This window comes from Agrobacterium sp. SUL3, assembly GCF_001263295.1.
GTDB lineage: Bacteria > Pseudomonadota > Alphaproteobacteria > Rhizobiales > Rhizobiaceae > Agrobacterium > Agrobacterium tomkonis.
Genome location: NZ_KQ414505.1, coordinates 132,801 through 153,874 on the forward strand (window position 1 = coordinate 132,801; position 21,074 = coordinate 153,874).

20 protein-coding genes are annotated in these 21,074 nt (G+C 58.1%); 8 read left to right on the forward strand and 12 right to left on the reverse strand.

Annotation, left to right across the window (positions count from 1 at the left end):
* Nucleotides 1-329 precede the first annotated feature (329 nt).
* The gene (locus AKG12_RS15025) at nucleotides 330-695 is read left to right on the forward strand and encodes a PAS domain-containing protein (RefSeq protein WP_046799945.1); all 366 of its coding nucleotides are present in this window, start codon (nucleotides 330-332) and stop codon (nucleotides 693-695) included.
* A gap of 60 nt (nucleotides 696-755) precedes the next feature.
* Nucleotides 756-1,751: a KpsF/GutQ family sugar-phosphate isomerase gene (locus AKG12_RS15030; RefSeq protein WP_052819431.1), complete on the forward strand. Its 996-nt coding sequence runs from the start codon at nucleotides 756-758 to the stop codon at nucleotides 1,749-1,751.
* A gap of 16 nt (nucleotides 1,752-1,767) precedes the next feature.
* Here AKG12_RS15030 and AKG12_RS15035 read toward each other — a convergent pair whose 3' ends face one another.
* The 6 genes from AKG12_RS15035 to AKG12_RS15060 form a co-directional block, all read right to left on the reverse strand.
* Nucleotides 1,768-2,232: an NfeD family protein gene (locus AKG12_RS15035; protein ID WP_052819432.1), complete on the reverse strand. Its 465-nt coding sequence runs from the start codon at nucleotides 2,230-2,232 to the stop codon at nucleotides 1,768-1,770.
* A gap of 2 nt (nucleotides 2,233-2,234) precedes the next feature.
* Nucleotides 2,235-3,242 (reverse strand): SPFH domain-containing protein, encoded by a 1,008-nt coding sequence (locus tag AKG12_RS15040; protein ID WP_046799942.1) that lies wholly within the window; start codon nucleotides 3,240-3,242, stop codon nucleotides 2,235-2,237.
* Nucleotides 3,243-3,301: 59 nt separating this feature from the next.
* Nucleotides 3,302-4,336: a ferrochelatase gene (gene hemH / locus AKG12_RS15045; protein ID WP_052819681.1), complete on the reverse strand. Its 1,035-nt coding sequence runs from the start codon at nucleotides 4,334-4,336 to the stop codon at nucleotides 3,302-3,304.
* A 350-nt stretch (nucleotides 4,337-4,686) separates the two neighbouring features.
* Complete coding sequence (locus AKG12_RS15050; RefSeq protein ID WP_052819433.1) at nucleotides 4,687-6,612, reverse strand: 5'-nucleotidase C-terminal domain-containing protein; 1,926 nt, start codon at nucleotides 6,610-6,612, stop codon at nucleotides 4,687-4,689.
* A 219-nt stretch (nucleotides 6,613-6,831) separates the two neighbouring features.
* Nucleotides 6,832-7,206, reverse strand: a complete 375-nt coding sequence (gene omp10 / locus AKG12_RS15055) for an outer membrane lipoprotein Omp10 (RefSeq protein WP_046799940.1) — start codon at nucleotides 7,204-7,206, stop codon at nucleotides 6,832-6,834.
* A 150-nt stretch (nucleotides 7,207-7,356) separates the two neighbouring features.
* Complete coding sequence (locus AKG12_RS15060) at nucleotides 7,357-8,802, reverse strand: homospermidine synthase (RefSeq protein WP_052819434.1); 1,446 nt, start codon at nucleotides 8,800-8,802, stop codon at nucleotides 7,357-7,359.
* Nucleotides 8,803-9,046: 244 nt separating this feature from the next.
* Between AKG12_RS15060 and AKG12_RS15065 the strand changes: the two genes are divergently transcribed.
* Complete coding sequence (locus tag AKG12_RS15065) at nucleotides 9,047-9,955, forward strand: sensor domain-containing diguanylate cyclase (RefSeq protein ID WP_052819435.1); 909 nt, start codon at nucleotides 9,047-9,049, stop codon at nucleotides 9,953-9,955.
* Here the strand turns inward: AKG12_RS15065 and AKG12_RS15070 are convergent.
* Entirely contained in the window at nucleotides 9,952-10,587 is a 636-nt protein-coding gene (locus tag AKG12_RS15070; protein WP_052819436.1) for an aminotransferase class IV family protein, read from the reverse strand. The genes AKG12_RS15065 and AKG12_RS15070 overlap by 4 nt on opposite strands.
* A gap of 99 nt (nucleotides 10,588-10,686) precedes the next feature.
* Nucleotides 10,687-12,537 carry a M3 family oligoendopeptidase gene (locus AKG12_RS15075; RefSeq protein WP_052819437.1) on the reverse strand — a complete coding sequence of 617 codons (1,851 nt, stop codon included), beginning with the start codon at nucleotides 12,535-12,537 and terminating at the stop codon, nucleotides 10,687-10,689.
* A gap of 169 nt (nucleotides 12,538-12,706) precedes the next feature.
* Between AKG12_RS15075 and AKG12_RS15080 the strand changes: the two genes are divergently transcribed.
* Both AKG12_RS15080 and AKG12_RS15085 read left to right on the forward strand, forming a co-directional pair.
* Nucleotides 12,707-14,251, forward strand: a complete 1,545-nt coding sequence (locus tag AKG12_RS15080; RefSeq protein WP_052819438.1) for a sigma-54-dependent transcriptional regulator — start codon at nucleotides 12,707-12,709, stop codon at nucleotides 14,249-14,251.
* Between the two features lie 209 nt (nucleotides 14,252-14,460).
* Nucleotides 14,461-16,338, forward strand: coding sequence for a peptidoglycan L,D-endopeptidase MepK (locus tag AKG12_RS15085; RefSeq protein ID WP_052819439.1), 1,878 nt, complete (start codon nucleotides 14,461-14,463; stop codon nucleotides 16,336-16,338).
* 84 nt (nucleotides 16,339-16,422) lie between these two features.
* On the opposite strand, the gene pyk is transcribed toward AKG12_RS15085, so the two are convergent.
* Nucleotides 16,423-17,862 carry a pyruvate kinase gene (pyk, locus tag AKG12_RS15090; RefSeq protein ID WP_052819440.1) on the reverse strand — a complete coding sequence of 480 codons (1,440 nt, stop codon included), beginning with the start codon at nucleotides 17,860-17,862 and terminating at the stop codon, nucleotides 16,423-16,425.
* On the reverse strand, nucleotides 17,862-18,260 hold the full coding sequence (locus tag AKG12_RS15095) for a DUF1036 domain-containing protein (RefSeq protein ID WP_225244082.1): 399 nt from the start codon (nucleotides 18,258-18,260) through the stop codon (nucleotides 17,862-17,864). The genes pyk and AKG12_RS15095 overlap by 1 nt, the downstream gene beginning before the upstream one ends.
* 279 nt (nucleotides 18,261-18,539) lie before the next feature.
* Here AKG12_RS15095 and AKG12_RS15100 point away from each other — a divergent pair, with 279 nt between their 5' ends.
* From AKG12_RS15100 to AKG12_RS15110, 3 genes are all read left to right on the forward strand, one after another.
* The gene (locus AKG12_RS15100) at nucleotides 18,540-19,328 is read left to right on the forward strand and encodes an N-formylglutamate amidohydrolase (RefSeq protein ID WP_052819441.1); all 789 of its coding nucleotides are present in this window, start codon (nucleotides 18,540-18,542) and stop codon (nucleotides 19,326-19,328) included.
* Nucleotides 19,329-19,343: 15 nt separating this feature from the next.
* The gene (locus AKG12_RS15105) at nucleotides 19,344-19,649 is read left to right on the forward strand and encodes a DUF1244 domain-containing protein (protein ID WP_052819442.1); all 306 of its coding nucleotides are present in this window, start codon (nucleotides 19,344-19,346) and stop codon (nucleotides 19,647-19,649) included.
* Nucleotides 19,650-19,800: 151 nt separating this feature from the next.
* Nucleotides 19,801-20,058, forward strand: a complete 258-nt coding sequence (locus AKG12_RS15110) for a DUF2312 domain-containing protein (RefSeq protein ID WP_006314683.1) — start codon at nucleotides 19,801-19,803, stop codon at nucleotides 20,056-20,058.
* 66 nt (nucleotides 20,059-20,124) lie between these two features.
* Here the strand turns inward: AKG12_RS15110 and AKG12_RS15115 are convergent, their stop codons facing one another.
* Nucleotides 20,125-20,730 (reverse strand): hypothetical protein, encoded by a 606-nt coding sequence (locus tag AKG12_RS15115; RefSeq protein ID WP_046799930.1) that lies wholly within the window; start codon nucleotides 20,728-20,730, stop codon nucleotides 20,125-20,127.
* Nucleotides 20,731-20,831: 101 nt separating this feature from the next.
* On the reverse strand, nucleotides 20,832-20,957 hold the full coding sequence (gene ykgO / locus AKG12_RS15120; RefSeq protein WP_003497670.1) for a type B 50S ribosomal protein L36: 126 nt from the start codon (nucleotides 20,955-20,957) through the stop codon (nucleotides 20,832-20,834).
* Between the last annotated feature and the right edge of the window lie 117 nt (nucleotides 20,958-21,074).

A 21,074-nucleotide genomic window follows, 5' to 3' on the forward strand; every position in this document is an offset into this window, starting at 1 on the left:
ACGTGGACAAACCAGGGACCAGACAGGCGACGCAAGTTTTAACATCACTTTAACAATAGGTTTTTTATGGTTAACAGTTGATAAAGATCGATGAGATTTCAGAGTTTTGGCAAGCACGTGAAAATCGGCGGGCCTCGCGCTAACTGCTTGTATTCAGAATGCTGCCAACCGGAGAACTGGAAAAACGTGCCGCAGTGCAAAATATTTCTAATATGATAAGATTTAAACGTTTCAATTTCGCACGGAATCGCCCTATGATTTAGGGGTAAAGGTCTTTCTATTGCTTGGTAAATTCTATTGATTTTTATTTTATGTGACAGCGTCGTTTCATGAATCCCGTTTTGAACATCAAGCAGGTCGGTTTTTATTGCTGGGATATTACCAACGACCGATTCTATCTGGATGAGGTCTGTGCGGAACTCTTTGGAATTCCGTTGAGACAGGCGATGCAGGGCATCAGCATTTTTCAGATGCTCGAAAAAGTGCATCTGGATCACCGAAATCGTGTGATCGAGACCGCGTTGATCACCCTGAAAGCGGCAAGCTTTTACAATCAGGAATATGCCGTGCGCCGGGACGACGGTTCGGTATCATGGGTAAGGACAGTCGGGAGATATCTCGTCGATGAAGAAAACATCCCTTTCAAGCGGCTGGGAACGATGGAGGAAATCTCTCCGCCGGACCTGCGGCACTAAAAAGCAGCACTGGCTGGCTGAAGAGTGGACTTCTTTCAGGTGAAAGAGTAACAGTCGGCCATGATTACGCGCGCCGTCAAACTGGTCGAAGACAATGCCATCTCATCCGCTGTGCGGACGATTTCGATGGAGCGGGCTGGTCTTGCCGCCCTTGAGACCGCTCTCACAAACGGTCTTTCCGAGCCTTTCTGCAAAGCCATTGAAACAATCGGTCAGTCGAATGGCCGTCTCATCATCACCGGGGTCGGCAAAAGCGGCCATATCGGCGCAAAGCTTGCAGCCACCTTCGCCTCCACCGGCACACCGGCGTTTTTTGTGCATGCGGCCGAGGCCAATCATGGCGATCTGGGCATGATCGGCGGTGACGATGTGGTTCTGGCGATCTCCAAGGGTGGTGAAAGTGCGGAACTGCGTAGCATCATCAACTATTCGCGCCGCTTCTCCATTCCGTTGATCGCACTCACCTGTTCCGAGGCTTCATCGCTGGCGAAGGCCTCCGATATCGTGCTGCTGGTTCCCAATGAACAGGAAGCCTGTCCGCTTGGTCTGGCACCCACCACCTCCACCTTGATGCAGCTGGCGCTGGGTGATGCTCTTGCCGTGGCACTTCTGGAAGCCCGCAATTTCACTGCCGGTGATTTCCGGGTGTTTCATCCCGGCGGCAAACTGGGCGCCAGTCTGACACTGGTCAGCGATATCATGCATACCGGCGACCGTGTGCCGCTGGTGGCCAAGGGAACAGCCATGCCGGAAGCGGTTGGCGTTCTTTCCCGCAAACATTTCGGCTGTGTCGGCATTCTGGATGAGGATGGACGTCTTTGCGGCATTGTCACCGAGGGTGATCTGGCCCGTAACCTGTCGCGCAATCTCGCCGAATTGACGGTGGACGATATCATGACCCGCAACCCGAAGACGGTCAAAAAGTCGGTGCTGGCGACCAGCGCGCTGGCGACACTGGAAAAATTCCATATCGGCGCGCTGATCGTGGTGGATGATGACAACCTGCCGATCGGCCTGGTGCATTTCCACGATCTGTTGCGAATCGGCGTGGCCTGAGGCCCGCTCGGTTCTGCTATTGGTCTATCGGTTCGATCGTCAGCGTGCGGCCGCGTGCTGATGCGATCCTGACACGGGTTCCGGCTGGAAGGTCTTCGCCATTTACTGGCCACCATGTGTCGTCCAGTCTTATCCGGCCGCGTCCTTCGACAATTGGTTCCTGCAGCGTCGCTGTGCGGCCGACAAGGCTTGCCTCGCGCTGATTGAGGAACGGTTCATCGGTGGCGGCCCGGTTCCTGCCGAAATATTTCCGGCCGAGCAGGGCAAAGACGATGGAGAGCGCGGCAAACAGCACCAGCTGCAATTGCCAGGCCCAATATGCCGCATCCCATAAAAGCAGCGAAAGCGCTCCAATGACAAGCGCGGCAAGCCCGATCCAGATCAGGAAAACGCCCGGAGCGACGAGCTCGGCCGCCAGCAGCACAAAGCCGACGATCCACCAGCTCCATGGTCCCAGCTCAGTGGCAAGCCGTTGCAGCATCGTCACTTCTCCGATGAAGAACCGAAGGGGGAAGGCCGCGTCGGAGGTACGGAGCGGGCCGGAGCCGGGGCGGACGGCGCATCGCCCCTATCGCCAAAAACCTCTTTCGCAATCGTGCCGATGCCGCCGAGCGAGCCAATCAGCGCCGAGGCTTCCATCGGCATCAGCACGATCTTGGAATTCTTCGCCGTGCCGATTTCTGCCAGCGCCTCGGTGTATTTCTGGGCAACGAAATAGTTGATAGCGTGGACATTGCCGGCGGCGATGGCTTCCGACACCATCCGGGTGGCATTGGCTTCGGCTTCCGCGAGACGCTCACGGGCTTCGGCGTCCCGGAATGCTGCCTCGCGCTGGCCTTCGGCTTCCAGAATGGCGGATTGTTTTGCGCCTTCGGCGCGCAGAATCTGGGCGTTGCGGGAGCCTTCAGCCTCCAGCACCTGCGCGCGCTTTTCGCGCTCGGCCTTCATCTGCCGCGCCATGGAATCAACGAGATCCTTCGGGGGCGCGATGTCCTTGATCTCGATGCGGGTGACCTTGATGCCCCATGGTCCCACCGCCTCATCCACCACGCGCAGAAGGCGATCGTTGATGGCATCGCGGTTCGACAGCAACTCATCGAGGTCCATCGAGCCCATTACCGAACGGATATTGGTCATTGTCAGGTTTTCGATCGCCATTTCCAGATTGGAGATCTGGTAAGCGGCCTGTGCAGCATTGAGCACCTGATAAAAAGTGACGGCATCAGCAGAGACGCTGGCATTGTCGCGGGTGATGACTTCCTGGGTCGGAATATGGAGCACCTGCTCCATAACATTCATCTTCGAACCAATGCTTTCGAAGAACGGCACGATGAGGTTCAGGCCGGGTTCGAGCGTGCGGGTGTAACGCCCGAACCGTTCAACCGTGTAACGATGCCCCTGCGGTACGGTCTTGATGCCGGCAAACAGCACCAGAATAACCAGAACAACCGCCGCTATGACGACGATGTCAAAACCGCCCAATGCAATCATCACTTTCCCTCCAAGGATCAGAACCGTCAGGGTTTTACCCCAGTAGCGTTATGGCAAGATTATACCCAGCCTTGCAACTCCTGTCTTACAACCTTTTCGAGAACGTTCATGCCCTCGGCGCTGTCGTTCAGACACGGAATATGGGTGAATTTCTCGCCGCCATTGTGCAGGAAGATTTCTCCGGCTTCACCGGCAATTTCCTCCAGCGTCTCAAGACAATCCGAGACGAAGCCGGGGTTCATGACGGCGATGCGCTTGATGCCCTCGGATGCCAGCTTTTCCACGGTCTTGTCGGTATAGGGCTGCAACCACTCTTCCGGCCCGAAACGCGACTGGAAGGTGATCATGAAATTCTTGTCAGTCCAGCCAAGAGCCTCCCGCAGCAGGCGTGCGGTTTTCTGGCAATGACAATAATAGGGATCGCCCTTTTTGAAATAGGATTGCGGAATGCCGTGGAAGGAGGTGATCAGCATCTCCGGCTCCCAATCCAGCGTTGCCAGATGGTTTTTGACGGAAGCTGCTAGCGCCTCGATATAGGCCGGGTCGTCGTGATAAGGCGGCACCGTGCGAATGGCGGGCTGCCAGCGCAGCTTCATCAGATGTTCGAATGCCTTGTCGTTCACCGTTGCCGTGGTCGAAGCGGCATATTGCGGGTAAAGCGGGAAAAGCAGGATTTTTTCGCAACCCTGTTCCTTCAACGCGTCGATTTTCGAGGCGATGGACGGCTGGCCGTAGCGCATCGCCCAGTCGACGACGACATTGGGCAGATCCGTCAGCGCCCGTGCCATCAGCTCGCCCTGGCTGCGGGTGAAGGTGCGCAGATAGCTTTCGTTACGCTCGTGGTTCCAGATTTCCTCATAAGCCTTGCCAACCTTCTGCGGGCGCTTGTTGAGAACGATGCCGTAAAGGATCGGATACCAATAAAGTCGCGACCACTCGATGACGCGCTTGTCGCTCAGAAATTCCGCCAGATAACGGCGCATCGGCCAGTAGTCCGTACCGTCAGGTGTGCCGAGATTAACGAGCAAAACGCCAACCTTGCCGAACGTTATGCGGGGATGGTCTACGGGGAGTGCGGATAGTTCTGTCGCCATGAATGACACCTGAAACTCGGACTGGTTGCATGAGAGCTTTTCCGCTTGGGATAGCGGCGGAGAGGCTCCATCTTCTATTTATGCATACCGGACGCAAACCTTGATGGCTTTTGCCGGAAATGCACGAGCTATACGCCCGTGTCGTCGATTTGTTCACGTGTTCTAGACGAATTTTTTCAGGATTGAACCACCAACGGGTGTGATTTGCGCCTTCAATGAAGGGGCACGCTGCGTTTTGGCAAGTCGTAGCGCGCAACGGACTGTTTTTTAAGGAAAAATAAGAAGACGGCCCCATTGGTGAGGGCCGGCTTCCGGTCTGCGGCAAATTGCCCTGTCTTTCGGTGTCCGGCTTATTGAGCCGGAAGTTCAAGTTCCTTGCCGATTTCGATATGGTTTGGATGCTGCAGCGTGTTCGCCTTGGCAATTCGGGTCCAAAGCGCGCCATTGCCATATTTTTCCGCTGCGATCTTCCAGAGCGAGTCGCCCTTTTCGACAACATATTTGCTGGCTGCGGCTGCTGCTGCGGCAGGAGCAGTGGTGGCCGGTGCGGTTGCCGCAGGCGCTGTGGGGGCCGGGGCCGGTGTGGCCACTGGCGCTGGCGCCGGGGCAGCTGGCGCAGGCGCGGCCGGTGCAGCCTCTTTCGCGGGAGCCACATAACCGGCCGGCGTCACTTCGCTGATGCGGCCGTCCGTAAAGGGCTTGTAGGGGCTGTTGGCGCTGATATAGGCCGCGACCGCTTCCTCCAGGTTGGGGCCGAAGTCATAGGCGTTGATCGCTTTGGTCGCAAAGACCTTGAAGCCGTCGCCACCGGTGCGCACATAGTTATTGGCCGCAACGATATAGGTCTTGGCCGGGTCGAGCGGCACGAAGGCCTCGCCTTCCTTGACGTCAACCGAAATGACGCGGCTGCCAGCCGGCTTCGACCGGTCAAATGAATATTTCATGCCGGAAACCTGCATGAAGCGGCCCGCACCGTCGTCGATCTGGCTGACGCCGTTTTCGAGGGCGGCGCGAATATCCTCGCCCTTCAACTGGAAGGTTGCAACGGTGTTCTGGAACGGCAGAACCGTCAGAACTTCGCCCATGGAAACATCGCCGGCATCGATGGAGGAGCGCAGCCCGCCGCTATTGGCGAAAGCGATGGTGACACCCTGATCCTTGACGCGTGCAAGCGTTGCATCCGCTACCAGATTGCCCATGGAGCATTCCTTGACGCGGCAAACCTTGCGGTCGCCCTCGATCGGACCTTCCGAGGAACCAACGACCTTGGTTTTCAGTGCCTCGATCGGGGCCTTCAGCTCATCGATACGCTTGAGTGTGGCTTCGTCGGGCTTGAAGGAGGAATCGATCAGGATGGGATCGCCCTTGCTTTCCTTGACCACGCCGCTGTCGTCGAAGACGACTTTCAGGTCGCCGAGATATTTGCTGTATTGCCCGGCCTGAACGACCGGAACCTTGTAACCACCGGGATTGTCAACGAGGGTCGGATAAGGGCCTTCGGCCTTCTGGTCGGTGTTGGAAAGCAGCGTATGCGTGTGGCCGCCGACCACGACGTCGACGTCAGGGATTTTCGCGATGAATTCGAGGTCGCGCGGATATCCGACATGGGTGAGCGCGATGATCTTGTTAACACCGTCCTGCTTCAGCTTCTGCACCTGTTCGCTGATCTTCGCGACATCTTCGGCGATGGTGATGTTAGGGCCGGGCGTTGCCAGTTCAGCCGTGTCGTTGGCGACAGCACCGACGATGCCGATTTTCTGTCCGCCGACTTCAAGCACGATGGAGGGCTTGACGCGGTCGCCGATTTTCGAGGCGGCGGTGGCCACCACATTGGCGGTCACGACGGGGAACTGCACCTTGTCGAGGAAGCCGGCAAGTCCGTCCTCGCTGTCGTCGAACTCATGGTTGCCGACGGTCATGGCGTCGAACTTCATGGCGTTCAGCACTTCCGCTTCCACCGTGCCCTTGTAGGTGGTGTAGAACAGCGATCCCTGGAAGTTGTCGCCGGCATTGAGCAGCAGAACGTTCTTCCCTTCAGCCTTCAGCGCGTCACGGGTCTGGTTGATTGCGGTCAGGAGGCGGGCAGCGCCGCCGAAGCATTCGTTTTTGCCTTCCTCTTCCGCCGAGCAGGTCGAGTCGAATTTATTGATCGATTCGATACGGGAGTGAAAATCGTTGATGTGAAGAATGTTGAGTTCGTAATCGGCCAGAGCTGCTCCGGCTGAAAGCGTTATCGCCGAAACGCTCAGCATGCCCAGTCCCAAAATTTTCTTCATGGTCCTATCCCCTGTTCAAGGCGAAAGCCGGGCTTCCCGATCTTCATCCGCCCGTGCTCCGATCATTCTTTAATCTGAAAGTATGTCAGGCTTTCAAAGCCGGATGTTTCCATTTAGCGGCAATTGCCGCAAGCGAAATTATGACAGGTGCGCAACAAACAAAAACGCACGCTGGAAGCGTGCGTTTCAAAAGGTCATCACATTGAAAAATTGGAAGTATCAGCCTTGGCGGGTCAGCGAGAACTGGCTGTTGCTGTCTGTCGTGCAGTTTAATTGTGAAGGCGAGACGAGGGCGCAGTTGACGCGCGATTGCGTGTTGCGCACCAGCGATGTCATGTTGATTTCGTAAAGCGTCGGCGAAATCGTCACATAGGTGCCGGAGGCCAGAAGCGTGTTGGTGTCGGTCGAACGGGTGGAGAAGGCGCCGTTCTGGAAGGTCGACACGATGCCGTTGCGGTCGATCCAGCGGCCATCCACGGCCGGGCCGCGGGAAAGCGAAGGCGCCATCGAGGTCTGCTGCGAGGGACCCGGCGCGACGCATGAAGACACCGCGATGGCGGCACAAAGCAAAGCAGCGCTTGTCTTGAAGTTCATGAGCCTGTTCTCCTGCGATTCGATGAAACTCTCTGTGTTTCGACCATGCCGTGAAGCGTTCCTTATTTCAAGGCAACGTTGTTTGCTCCTGCCGGTTCCTCATCTGCCGCATGAAAGCATGGATGTGACAAATATGAGACGCCGCTTTCCTCACCGCACCAGAATATTGCGGAACTGCCATGGATCGGCGGTGTCGATATTGTCCGGAAACAGGCCGGGGCGGCCGTCAAGCGGTGTCCAGTCGGTGTAGTGTCCTTCGACCGGGCCTAGATAGGGGCGCTGCACCTCCAGGCATCGGCGATAATCCATTTCATCCGCCTCGACGATGCCGACCTGCGGATTTTCGATGGCCCAGACCATTCCGGCCAGCACCGCTGAACTGACCTGCAGTCCGGTCGCATTCTGGTTGGGGGCGAGCGAACGCGCCTCCTGCAGGCTCAGCCGTGAGCCGTACCAATAGGCATTTTTGTCGTGGCCATAAAGCAGAACGCCCAGCTCGTCGGCTCCGTCGACCAGTTCGTCTTCGCCCAGCACATGCTGTACCGGCTGCGGGATGCCGCCGTTGCCGAAAAGTTCATGCAGCGAAAGAATGGCGTCGTTGCAGGGGTGATAGGCATAATGACAGGTCGGCCGATAAGTCACGTCGCCATCATCATTGCGGACCGTGAAATAGTCGGAAATCGAGATTGCTTCATTGTGGGTGACCAGAAAGCCATATTGCGGCCCCTGTCCCGGACACCATGTCCGCACTCGTGTATTGGCGCCGGGTTGGTCGAGATAGATCGCCGCCTTGCTGCCCTTCTTCTGTTTTTTTGCGTTTTTCGGCATCCAGTTTTCATGGGTGCCCCAGCCGAGTTCGGCGGGCTGAAAACCCTCGGCGATAAAACCTTCCACCGACCAGGTGTTCCAGAAAGCGCCGAAGGGCTTGGGATCTTTTGCCCGCTGCGTATCGCGTTCAGCCACATGCACGCCCTTGACGCCGAGTTGCTTCATGAGCTTTGCCCAGGCTTCGCGGTCATGCGGCTGCGGTTCTTCGATATCAAGGCCGGTATCTTTGGCGAGATTGATCAGCGCCTGCTTCACGAACCACGACACCATGCCGGGGTTCGCCCCGCAGGTGGAAACGGCTGTCGTGCCGCCCGGCTTGCGTGCCTTTTCCTTCAGCATGGTCTCGCGAAGCGAATAATTGGTTCTGGAGGCATTGTCGGCATCGGCGTCGAAATAAAAGCCCGGCCATGGCTCAACCACCGTGTCGATATAGAGCATGCCGTGTTTGCGGCAGAGCCGCATCAGATCGACGGAAGCGGCATCGACCGAAAGATTGACGCAGAAGCCCTGGCCCTGAACGCCCTTGAGCAGCGGCTTCAGAACTTCCTTGTAATTCTCCTTGGTCAGATGCGTGCGGATGTGGAGAATATTCCTCTCGGCCAGAAACGCGGCGATATCTTCGCGCGGATCGATGACGACGAGCCGGGTCTTGTCGAAATTGAAATGACGTTCGATCAACGGAAGAGTACCGCGCCCGATGGAGCCGAAGCCGATCATGATGATGGGGCCGTCAATATCGCCGTAAATCGGATGGTTTGCGTCCGTCATTCGTCAATTTTCCTTTTTCAGCCAATAAGTAAGCTAGATCACAAAAGCGTGCCACAATAAAGGGCAGGTGGATGACGGACATATGACGGTTGGGGTGAAAGCACACATGCAGGCGCATTCTGCCCCTTCGCATTTTAGAGACTGCGTTTATAATCAAGTTCTTCTTTTCGCGTTGAGACCAGGTGCTGGGGGGCTTTGGCCGGAGGACGACAAGGAGTTTTCGCCATCACAGGAGAATTGCCTGTTGGACAGTTTCATCGAGCGTGTCGCAGCGCTTCAAGGTGCCACCCCCGTTTTGATTGCCCTTTATGATTCCGAAGACCGGCTGCGGCATGCCAACCCGTCATTTCAGGAAAGCTTCCAAATTACCCCGGAAGAATTTCCGACCTGGGCGGATATCATGCGGCTGAACCATCGCCTGCAAACCGGTGTTGTCGTTCGACATAGGGATTTCGAAGGCTGGCTCCTGTCGGCGCAGTCCCGGCGCGGCAAGCTGCCCTACCGCGCCTTCGAGATGGACATGTATGACGGTCGCTGGTTCTGGATGACGGAAACGGTGCAGCAGGATGGCTGGATGCTGTGCATTGCCAGTGACGTGACCGAACTACGCCAGGGTTACCGGGCGCTGCGGCAGGACCGGGACCTGGCGGTGCGCGCCTCGCAGACGGATGAGTTGACGGGAACGGCGAACCGCCGTTTCGTTTTCGCCAAGCTGGCACTACAGGTGGAACGGGTCGGCAAGGGGCTTGAAGCACCCTTTTGCCTCTGCACGCTCGACATCGATTTTTTCAAGCAGATCAATGATCGTTTCGGCCATAAATGTGGTGATGCGGTGCTGCGCGATTTTGTCGGCATCGCCCATTCCGTCATCCGGCGGGTGGATTTTTTCGGCAGGATCGGCGGTGAAGAATTCATGCTCGTCCTGCCGCGCAGCACCGTGGCGGAGGGCCGGGAAATCGTCGAGCGGCTGCTGCAGAGGGTGCGGCTTTCAAGACCTCTGGCCGATTTTCCCGATTTTTCTTACAGCTGCTCGGCCGGCATGACGACCTATCGGATGGCGGAAAGCGCCGATGATGTTTTTATGCGTGCCGATCAGGCTCTTTATGCGGCCAAGGAAAAAGGCCGCGACCGGCTTCTGGCGGTGACTGTTTAAATCAACTCAGCCGCAATAAGCCCATGCAGCGAATTGCCGACGAACAGCCGCCGCCCGGCGACGTCCTGCGGTTTCAGCGCCTGTCCGCGCGCCTTGCGTTCGCGGATCAGGTCGGCGCGCAGCACGCCCGGCAGGATGCCGCTGTCGAGCGGCGGCGTCAGCAGCTGCCCATCCGGCATTTCGACGAAAACGCTGGTCGATGATCCCTCGCACAATTCGCCGCGTTCATTGAGCAGAAGAACTTCATCCGCTTCCTCGGCTGAAAACTCGGCGCGGGCGGCATCGTAGGGCTCACGGCGCGACGACTTGTGGCGATAGAAGGTATCCGTGGAATCGAGCGTGGTTTTTGTTGCGATACGAACGCGCCAGACCGCATTTGTTTGTACGGGACTGAAATCGGCCGCCTCGATATCGAGTTCGCCCTTGTAGTTCATAACCAGCCTGACGCAGAGCGGTTTTTCGCCGCCCACCGTCTTTTCCAGCGCCTGAACGGCATTGGCCGGGGCGCGGAAACCGAGCGCATCGGCCGAACGCAGCAGCCGGCGCATATGCTGGTCGATGCGCTGAAAGCCGGTTTGCGGCTCCCAGCGCAGGGTTTCCCTCAAGGTCAGATCGGCAGGTTTGCGTTTCATTGCCTGTGCTCGTCGCCTGTCATCATGGTCGGTTTCTGCGCCGGCACTATCAACCGGCAAAGCTTGTCCGAAATAGGATAGCCCTGCCGGCTGACGAGGTTAAGCCTGTTTATTGTCCAGCGCTTCCAGCTCGTCGATCAATCCCTCGATCATCGAAAGCCCCTTGTCCCAGAAGGAAGGATCGGTCGCATCGAGGCCGAAGGGTTTGAGAAGCTCCGAATGGTGCTTGGTGCCGCCTGCCTTCAGAAGTTCGAAATATTTCTCCTGAAAGCCCGTCTCGGCCTTCTGGTAAACCGCATAGAGCGAGTTTACCAGGCAATCGCCGAAGGCATAGGCATACACGTAGAAGGGCGAATGGATGAAATGGGGGATGTATGTCCACCATGTCTCGTACCCTTCGGAAATGCGGATTGCCGGGCCGAGGCTTTCAGCCTGCACGGAAAGCCACAATTCGCCGATCTGTTCGGAGGTCAGTTCCCCCTGCTTGCGGGCGGTGTGCAGCTTGCGCTCGAATTCGTAAAAGGCGATCTGGCGCACGACCGTGTTGATCATGTCCTCGACCTTGCGGGCGAGCATGGCCTTGCGCTCCCTCACATCCTTCGTGTCGTCGAGCAGCTTGCGGAAGGTCAACATTTCACCGAAGACGGAAGCGGTTTCGGCAAGCGTCAGCGGCGTGGCGCACATCAAGGCGCCCTGCTGACCGGCCAGCACCTGATGCACGCCATGACCAAGCTCATGGGCGAGCGTCATCACGTCGCGCGGTTTGCCGAGATAATTGACGAGCACGTAAGGGTGGGCCGAAGGCACGGTCGGATGCGCGAATGCGCCCGGCGCCTTACCCGGACGGGCGGGGGCGTCGATCCATTCCTCGTCAAAGAAACGGCGGGCGATATCGGCCATCTCAGGTGCGAAGTTTCCGTATGCGGAAAGGACGGTGTCCTTCGCTTCATCCCATGGAATGATCGTGTTCGAGGTATCGGGAAGTGGCGCGTTGCGGTCCCAGTAATTCATCTGCTCCATGCCGAGCCACTTCGCCTTCATGGCATAATATCGATGCGAAAGACGCGGATAGGCTTTCTTTACGGCGGCGGCCAATGCATCGACCACTTCGCGCTCGACGCGGTTGGCCAAATGGCGGCTATCGGCAATATCCTCGAACTTGCGCCAGCGGTCGGAAATATCCTTGTCCTTGGCGAGCGTGTTGGTGATGAGGGTGAAAACGCGCAGATTTTCCTTGAAGGTGGCGCTCAGCGCTTGTGCCGCCTTCCTACGGGTTTCAGGCTCCGGCTCCTGCAGCATGTTGAGCGTCACTTCCAGGGGAAGGCTCGCGCCGTCAATGTCGAAACGTAGATCGGCCATCGTTTCGTCGAACAGGCGATTGAAGGACGCCGCACTGGTCATCGATTTTTCGAGGAACAGCTGCTCCAGCTGGTCGTCTAGCTGGTGCGGCTTGTCCTTGCGCAAATCCACCAGCCATGGCCGGTAGTGGCCCGCAGCGGCGTCATTCGCCATGCAGGCGTCCATCGTCGCATCATCGATGCGGTTGAGTTCAAGCGTGAAGAACAGGAGATGTGCGGAAATATCCGTCAGCTTCGCCTGGGCATCCCCATATAGCTTGCCGTTTGCCGGGTTGGATGTATCGGAAAAATAGGTCAGTCCGGCAAAGGAACCAATACGGCCGATAAGATCGTCCAGCGCCTCATATTCCTTCAGCGCCGCGCCGATGCCTTTTTCGCCAGCGGCCTTTGCGGCTGCCTCAAGCTTGCCCTTCCACTTATCCTCGAAAGCGGTCGCCATTGCCGCCGCTTTCTCGATATCGCCCTTATATTCCGGTGAATCGCCCGACGGGTAGAGATCCGAGAGCTTCCAGCCGGGCAGGTCACCGAGCACGGGACCGGAGGCTTCGGCAAGGGAGAATGCGGGCTGCGGGGTGAGGCGATTGAGGGTCATCGAACGCGTCCTTCTGATTATGCTTGCGAAGCATATGGGGCCTTTGTTTCCCGCAGCAATGGATAAAATGCAAGCAAATCTCAAAACTGGATGTTCAAGTCTCCCGTGCCAGAGTGCGGCACAAGGGACCGCATGACGCAGGTCCATAAACCGGAAACCGGAGCCAAAAATGACCGCGCATGTTCTCGTGATAGACGATGATCCCGTCCAGCGCCGCCTGCTCAAAAATGCGGTGGAACGTTATGGGCATCTGGCCTTGCTTGCCGAAAACGGCAGGGCGGGGCTGGAGCTGCTCAAGCAATATAGCGGCGAGATCAATGTCATCGTCCTCGACCTCATGATGCCGGAAATGGACGGTCTTTCTTTTCTGAAAGCCGTTGGTGAACTTGGCACCGACGTTCCCGTCATCGTTCAGACCGGCCAGGGCGGCATCGATACCGTCGTGCAGGCCATGCGCGCCGGCGCTTTTGATTTCGTCGTCAAGCCAGTCTCGCCGGAAAGGATAGGCGCGGCCATTTCCAATGCCCTCAAGCTGGACAGGAGAGAGGCAAAGGCCCGCACGGGCAGGCGTGGACGGAGCAATGCAGTGAATTTTACCGATATCGTTTCCGCCAGCCCGGCCATGCTGAGGGTCATAGAACTGGCGCAGCGCGCCGCCCAGTCCAGCATTCCCGTGGTGCTGGAAGGCGAATCCGGTGTCGGCAAGGAAATGGTCGCCCGCGCTATCCAGTCGGCAGGCGACAGGGCGAACAAGCCGTTCATCACCGTCAATTGCGGTGCCATCCCGCATAATCTGGTGGAGAGCATCCTGTTCGGCCACGAGAAGGGCGCTTTTACCGGTGCGACGGAAAAACACATCGGCAAATTCATGGAAGCGGATGGCGGCACGCTGTTCCTCGATGAAATCGGCGACCTGCCGCTGGACGTGCAGGTGAAGCTGTTGCGCGCGGTTCAGCAGGGTGAAATCGAAACCGTCGGCTCGGCGCGGGTGCAGAAGGTCAATGTCCGGCTGATCTCCGCCACCAACAAGAACCTGATCGAAGAGGTGAAGGAAGGCCGTTTCCGGGAAGACCTTTATTACCGTCTCAACGTTTTCCCCATCACCATTCCGGCGCTGCGTCGCCGTAAGGAAGACATTCCTCATTTGGCGCGGGTTTTTGCCGAGCGTTTTTCCGCCGAACAGAAATTGTCCAATCCTGTTGGCCTCGATGCCAGCGCGCTGGCGCTTCTGACGGCCTATGATTGGCCCGGCAACATCCGCCAGCTTGAAAACGCGGTCTTCCGCGCCGTTGTCCTGTCGCAGGGCGAGGAACTGGCGGATACCGATTTTCCGCAGATCGCGCTGCAGCTGCCGGAATTCGCGGCGATGGACGATACGGGTGATGCCATCCGTTCCCCATCCGGGTCGTCGCTGAAGCTGGCCGCCTATTCGCCGCCGCCTCCGCTTGCCGAAAGCCACGCTGTTGTGGAAGAGGCAACGGATGTTTCCACCACCATATACCGGGGCGGAAACCTGATCTCGAGCATGGACGAGGCGGGCAATATTCGAAAGCTGGCCGAGATCGAAGAAGAGCTTATCCGCTTCGCGCTTCGTTTCTATCGCGGGCAGATGAGCCAGGTCGCCAGAAAACTCGGCATCGGCCGTTCGACGCTTTATCGGAAACTGAAGGATTATGGCATCGATCCCGATGATCCTCTTCGAGACGCCGCATGACGCCGCAAATGGCGCATTGCCCGGCAGATCGTGAAATTTGTTAACTTCTGAGCAAGGATATCCGCTTACCGTCTATAAACCTCTTGTTAGTGGCTGATTCACTATGTAGAGGAAGGTTGCATGTGTGTGGCAATTTTGCCATCGTGTCACCGTATTTGACGTTCATTTGAGGCAATGTGACATAAATTGTCTTCCAGGCGGGGATCGAATTGCCATATCTGCATCGGAATAACGCGCTTTCGACAAAGATTGCGCGCGGCTTGATCAAGGATATATGCACGAAGCTGTCGGCGCGCGCTGTCACCTTTGCCTGCCTGATGCTCGCCGCAATGCCCTTCGTAGGTGTTTCGGCGACGGAAGCCGCCGCCGAAACGCGCAGCCTCAAACTGTATTATATCCATACACGCGAGAAGGCGGTCATCACCTTCAAGCGCAATGGAAAATACGACCAGAAGGGCTTGCAGGAGCTGAACCGCTTCCTGCGCGACTGGCGTCGCAACCAGCCGACGCGCATGGACCCGCGCCTTTTCGATCTCGTCTGGGAAGTTTATCGCCGCAGTGGCGCGACCGATTATATCAATGTCGTTTCTGCTTTCCGCTCGCCGGAAACCAATGGTCTGCTGCGGACACGCACCAAGGGTGTCGCGGAAAAAAGCCAGCATATGCTCGGCAAGGCCATGGATTTCTACATTCCTGGTGTCAAGCTCTCCCGCCTGCGCGAAGTCGGCATGCAGATGCAGATCGGTGGCGTCGGCTTTTATCCCAGTTCCGGTTCTCCCTTCGTGCACATGGATGTCGGCGGCGTTCGCGCCTGGCCGCGCATGAGCCGCCAGGAACTGGTGCGTATCTTCCCGAACGGCAACACGCTGCATCTTCCTTCCGACGGCAAGCCGCTTCCCGGTTATGAGCAGGCGCTGGCGGACTACAAGAAGCGCGTCAGCTCTTCCTCCATTCAGGTTGCGTCCAGCGCCGGCTCCGGCCCGGCCTCCTCGGGTGGCGGCGGCAAGCGCAAGACATTGTTGCAGGCGCTCTTTGGCGGCGGTGGCGACGAGGATGAAGATCCCGATAGCATCGCAGCGCCGGAACCCGCAGAACGCCCGGCTGTTGCTCGCCCGGCAACGCCGCCACAGGCCGCTCCCGAGCCTGAACCGACGATTGCGGTTGCTTCGGCACAATCCCTTCCTGGCGTGAACGATGCGCCGCTGCCGACGGCTCGCCCTGCCTTCGGCAACCAGCCGCCGGCCAATACCGGTCTCGCGACAGCGCTCTATTCGCCGGCCCGCAATGCCGCGCAGGATGCTCTTCAGGCCGCGACAACGCCGACGCCCGCTTCCGCTCCGGCCGAGCGCCAGCAATTCGCCGATCTGGCTGAGGTCTCCGTGCCTGTGCCCACCCTTCTCGGGCCGCGTGGCATGAGAGGCGATGCGGAAGGATCGATCCTGACGGCGTCCGCCGATGGTGCGACCCCTGCGGCGACCGGTGAGCTTGCCTCGGTTCCGGTTCCCGCCAATCGTCCGGCAGTGGCTGAAGCCCTTCTTGCTGCCGCCAATGCCGATCCGGAAGGCGAAGACGATCTCGCCGAGGCTCGGCAGGATACGCTTTCTCCGACGGTTGTTGCGGCTCTGGAGCAGAGCGGCCAGGCTGCCCGTTCGCAGGTTCAGTCCGCTGCCATGCCGACCGCCGCGCAATTCCCGGCTGCCGTCAACCACAAGGTCACGGTTGCACCTGCTGAAACCGCCAAGGCGGAGCCGCAGGAAGGTTTCGGTGACGCTTTCGATCTGAAGCCCGCCATCAATGGTGGTCTCACCGCTGGCCTGCCGACCAAGGGCTCGCGCCCGAGCAAGCAGGATGCGGCCGTTTCCCACCAGGCGATGGTCGGTGGTGGTCGCCTGACGCAGGATTCGATCTCTGACTGGGCGCTCAACCAGAACAAGGGTACGACCGGACGCTCGGTAAAGGCGCCGCGTGTTATTGCCAACCGCATGCTCAGCCACGATATGTCGGCTTCGGCCACATCGGCGAGCTTCAAGCCGGGTGCGGCAGCAATCGAGTCCAGCCGCTTCAGCACACCGGTGAAGATGCACTGAACCCTGTTTTTTCTGATATGGCCGAAAGGCCAATAAAAAACCCGCCGTTGCCGGCGGGTTTTTTAATTCCTGGATATTCCTTTATCAGACGCCGCTCTGGCCGTCCGAGCCGATATAGGCGATGCGCACCATATTGGTGGCGCCGGGGGTGCCGAGCGGCACGCCGGCAGAGATGATGATGCGGTCACCCGGCTTGCCGAAACCTTCGGAAACAACGATGCGACAAGCGCGGTTCACCATGTCATCGAGATCGCTCGCATCACCGGTGACGACGCAGTGCAGGCCCCAGACGACCGACAGGCGGCGTGCGGTCTGGATGATCGGTGAAAGGGCAATGATCGGCACCTGCGGCCGTTCGCGTGCTGCGCGCAGACCCGTCGTGCCGGACGAGGTATAGGTGACGATCGCCGACAGTTTCAGCGTTTCGGCGATCTGGCGGGCGGCGAGCGAAATCGCGTCGGCGCCCGTCGGCTCCGGCTGGGCGCGCTGCGCATAGATGATGTTGGAATAATGCGGATCCTGTTCCACGGTGCTGGCGATGGAGGCCATGGTGGAAACGGCTTCGACCGGGTAATCGCCGGAGGCGGATTCAGCCGAGAGCATGATGGCATCAGCGCCTTCGAAGACGGCGGTGGCGACGTCAGACACTTCCGCGCGGGTTGGGACGGGCGCGGTGATCATCGATTCCAGCATCTGAGTGGCGACGACGACCGGCTTGCCGGCGCGGCGGCAGGCGCGCGTCAGCTGCTTCTGGATGCCCGGAACTGCTTCGAGCGGCATTTCGACACCAAGATCGCCGCGTGCGACCATCAAGGCGTCGGAAAGCTCGATGATTTCCTCGATACGCTCGACGGCCTGCGGCTTTTCGATCTTCGACATCAGGCCAACGCGGCCGCGCGCGATCTTGCGCACTTCGGCAAGGTCTTCAGGGCGCTGGACGAAGGAAAGCGCAACCCAGTCCACCTCGTTGGTGGCGAGAACGGCATCAAGGTCGACGCGGTCCTTATCGGTCAAAACGCCGACGCCGAGCAGGGTGTCGGGCAGGCTGATGCCCTTGCGGTCTGAAATCTTGGTGCCGGAAACAACGGTCGTGACGATGCTCTTGCCGTCGCATTTTTCAGCGCGCAGATGCAGCTTGCCGTCATCGATCAGCAGACGGTGGCCTGGCTTGACCGCTTCGAGAATTTCGGGATGCGGCAGGAAAACGCGGGTATTGTGGCCGGGCGTGTCGTTATTATCCAGCGTGAAGGTCTGGCCTGCAACGAGATCGACCTTGCCTTCGGCGAATTTTCCGACGCGCAGCTTGGGACCCTGCAGGTCGGCCAGAATACCGATGGGACGACCGTTACGGCTTTCGACCGAGCGGATACGCTGAATGAGCGTCCGCATCACGTCATGGCTCGCGTGGCTCATGTTGATCCGGAAGAGATCGGCGCCGGCGAGATGCAGCTTCTCGATCATCGCCTCTTCCGAAGAGGCTGGGCCGAGAGTTGCAAGAATTTTGACTTTGCGGTTACGCTTCATCAGTTTTGATTTCCCTGTGTGCCTGGCGTATCGGAAAGCTGGACCATCCAGCTGCCCTGTCTGCCCGTGTCATATTCCTTGAAACCCATTCTCTGGAAGCTGCGGGCATAACAATCATCTACGCCGCCGATCTTGAACTCGTTTTCCGCCACGCACATGTTGACGTCACCGGTCCAGCGGCCGCCATGGGCGGCATCTTCGGCATAAAGATAATAATAACGCGATTGCAACTCACCCTCGATCAGCGTCGCGCAGGTCGAGGAGGGGACCTGCCACCAGCCTTCGCTGACCCAGCCCTCCTGTGCCCGATAGCCGATTGCGACCCCCACGAGATTTTGCGTGCTGTTGCAGACGCGAAAATCCGCATGTGCGGTTTCCACGAACACAAACGGGGTCATAAACAATGCCGCTGCGGAAAAAAGACGGGCGAGATGCCGAAAGTGGCGAGGACGAGCGAGAGATGACTGAGTCACGGCTTCCATCCGGATTCCATGGTTATAATGAACACACTTCTTGGCGTGGCCGCCAAAGAAAGTCAACGCGAGTTTAATCGATTATATTGTTCGTGGGATCGTGAGTGCGGTAAGGTAGATGGCTGTTCTTCCGCCGAAACTTGCGCCCGGCCTCAAGCCATGCCATCAAGCTTTTCTCCTCAATCCTGCCCCAGAAAATCATCGATGAACGACTTCATACCTTATGAAATCATAGAAGGCGAATATGACAAAGGCATGGTTCTTCTGGCGGACCACGCGATGAACCTTCTGCCGGCACACTACGGCAAACTTGGCCTTCCGCAAACCGCTTTTCATCGGCATATCGCATTTGATATTGGCATAGAAGGGCTGACGCGCTCGCTCGCGGCCCGTCTTGGCGTTCCGGCGGTGCTCGGACGGTTTTCTCGGCTGCTGATCGACCCGAATCGCGGTGAGGATGATCCCACTCTCATCATGAAAATTTCGGACGGGGCTATCATTCCCGGCAATCACCCGATTTCGGATGATGAATGGCAAAGGCGCATCGAGATTTTTCACCGGCCGTATCACGATGCCGTTGATCGCGTGCTGACCGGTGTTGCCGACGCTTCGGGTGAAGCGCCGCTTGTTCTGTCGGTGCATTCCTACACGCCCTTCTGGAAAGAAACACCGCGACCGTGGCATGCGGCGGTTCTGTGGGACACGGATAACCGTGCGGTCGACCCGCTCCTGGCGCATCTGCGCGCCACCGGCGACATTCTCGTCGGCGACAACGAACCCTATGACGGAGCGCTGAAAGGCGATACCATGTATCGCCACTGCATGATGAAGGGCATACCGCATGCGCTTCTTGAGGTTCGGCAGGATCTGATCGCGGATGAGGAGGGGATTGCGGCCTGGTCGGACCGGCTCGCTCCCATTTTTGCCGCAATGAACGACGATCCGGTTTTGCATGAATATCAGCTGTTCGCCTCCCGCACCGGCCCGTACTGAGTCTGGAGTTGCCCTATGACGAAAGAGAATGACAACAGGCAGATCGAGTTCGAGGCAGCCGCCTTCCGCCGTCTGGTGCAGCATCTTCGCGAGCGCCACGATGTGCAGAACATCGATATGATGAATCTGGCGGGCTTCTGTCGCAATTGCCTTTCTAACTGGTACCGGGAAGCAGCTGAGGAGGCGGGTGTTCCGCTCAGCAAGGAGCAATCTCGCGAAATCGTCTATGGCATGCCCTATGACGACTGGAAGGAAAAACATCAGGCGGAGGCGAGCGACGCCCAGAAAGCCGCCTTCGAGCAGAACAGACCCAAGGAATAACCCCCGATCGATGGAAACGACTTGACGTGAGGCCCGGCAATGGGCAGTTCACAGGCCTGAATTTGTGCCGCCCGAGTGGCGGCGACCGGTGGGAGCTTCCAACCGGATCGAATGAACAAGGCTCAGACGAGCCGCCACTACGAAGGATGATATGATGGACGAAACGAGCACCACCGAAACCGTCGCCGCCGCAGAACTGCGCCAGTTCATTGAGCGCGTCGAGCGTCTCGAAGAAGAAAAGGCTGCCATTCAGGGTGATATCAAGGATGTCATGGGTGAGGCGAAGGGTCGTGGTTACGACACCAAGGCAATCCGCACCATCATCCGCCTGCGCAAGAAGGACGCCAACGAGCGTATCGAGGAAGAAACCATCCTGCAGACCTATATGGCGGCACTTGGCATGGAATGATCGGCTGACGATCGCTCAATAAAAAATCGCCGCTTTTGCGGCGATTTTTGTTTGGTCCCTTAGGACTTAGCCGCGTGTACCGGCAAGCTTCTCGGAAAGATCGATGGCCTGTTTGCGGGCATCCTTGTCGGCAGGATAAAGCGCCAGATAACGCTCCCAAGCCTTCAGCGCCAGCTCTTCGCGGCCGGAGGCTTCGAGGATATTGGCGAGGCTTGCCAGCGCCGGAAAATAGCGCGGCTCCTTTTCCAGCGTCAGGTTTATGTCCGCCATGGCCTTGCGGGTGTCGCCATCGGCAAAATGCACCATGGCGCGGCGATAGGGCGCCTGCACATAGTCCGGATCGAGCAGAATGATCTGGTCGAGAAAATCATAGGCGGCGGCATTGCGCTTTTCGTCGGAGGCTTCGCCTGCCCATTGCATCAGGAGATTGATCGTCGCGCTGCCGGAATCGTTCCACTCGGACGCGATCTGGTTGGCGATGCTGCGCGCCTTGACCGCATTTCGCTCTTTTTTCAGCGATGCAAAAAGCGTGTCGATGGTTCCGACCGGTAAAGGCGCGGCTTCCGCCGCCGCAGGCGTTTGTCCGTCCGCGGCATGAGCAATGGAAGTCAGTCCTGATAACAGGAGACCCTGAGCGACGATAATAGCCATGCAAAAACGATTTGGGCGCATGGGCTAAAGATTAACCCGCCTGCGCCCAATATCAAATGCAAAGTTTTGCTCTGTCAACAAAGTGATCCGCGACATTGATCGCGAACCGCAGTCGCAGTCAATCAGCCCTGACGAGCCTTGAAGCGCGGGTTCTGCTTGTTGATGATGTAGACGCGGCCCTTGCGGCGAACCAGGCGGTTATCGCGATGACGGGCCTTAAGCGCTTTAAGCGAATTCTTGATTTTCATTTTACTGGTCCGCAGTTTTGCACGGCTTTTACCGTGCTTATTCAAACAATCAAAAGCGCGCAACGGGGCGCGCTCTTTTCGGTTGGCAGGCAATTACCCGTTTGACCCCTGCCTGTC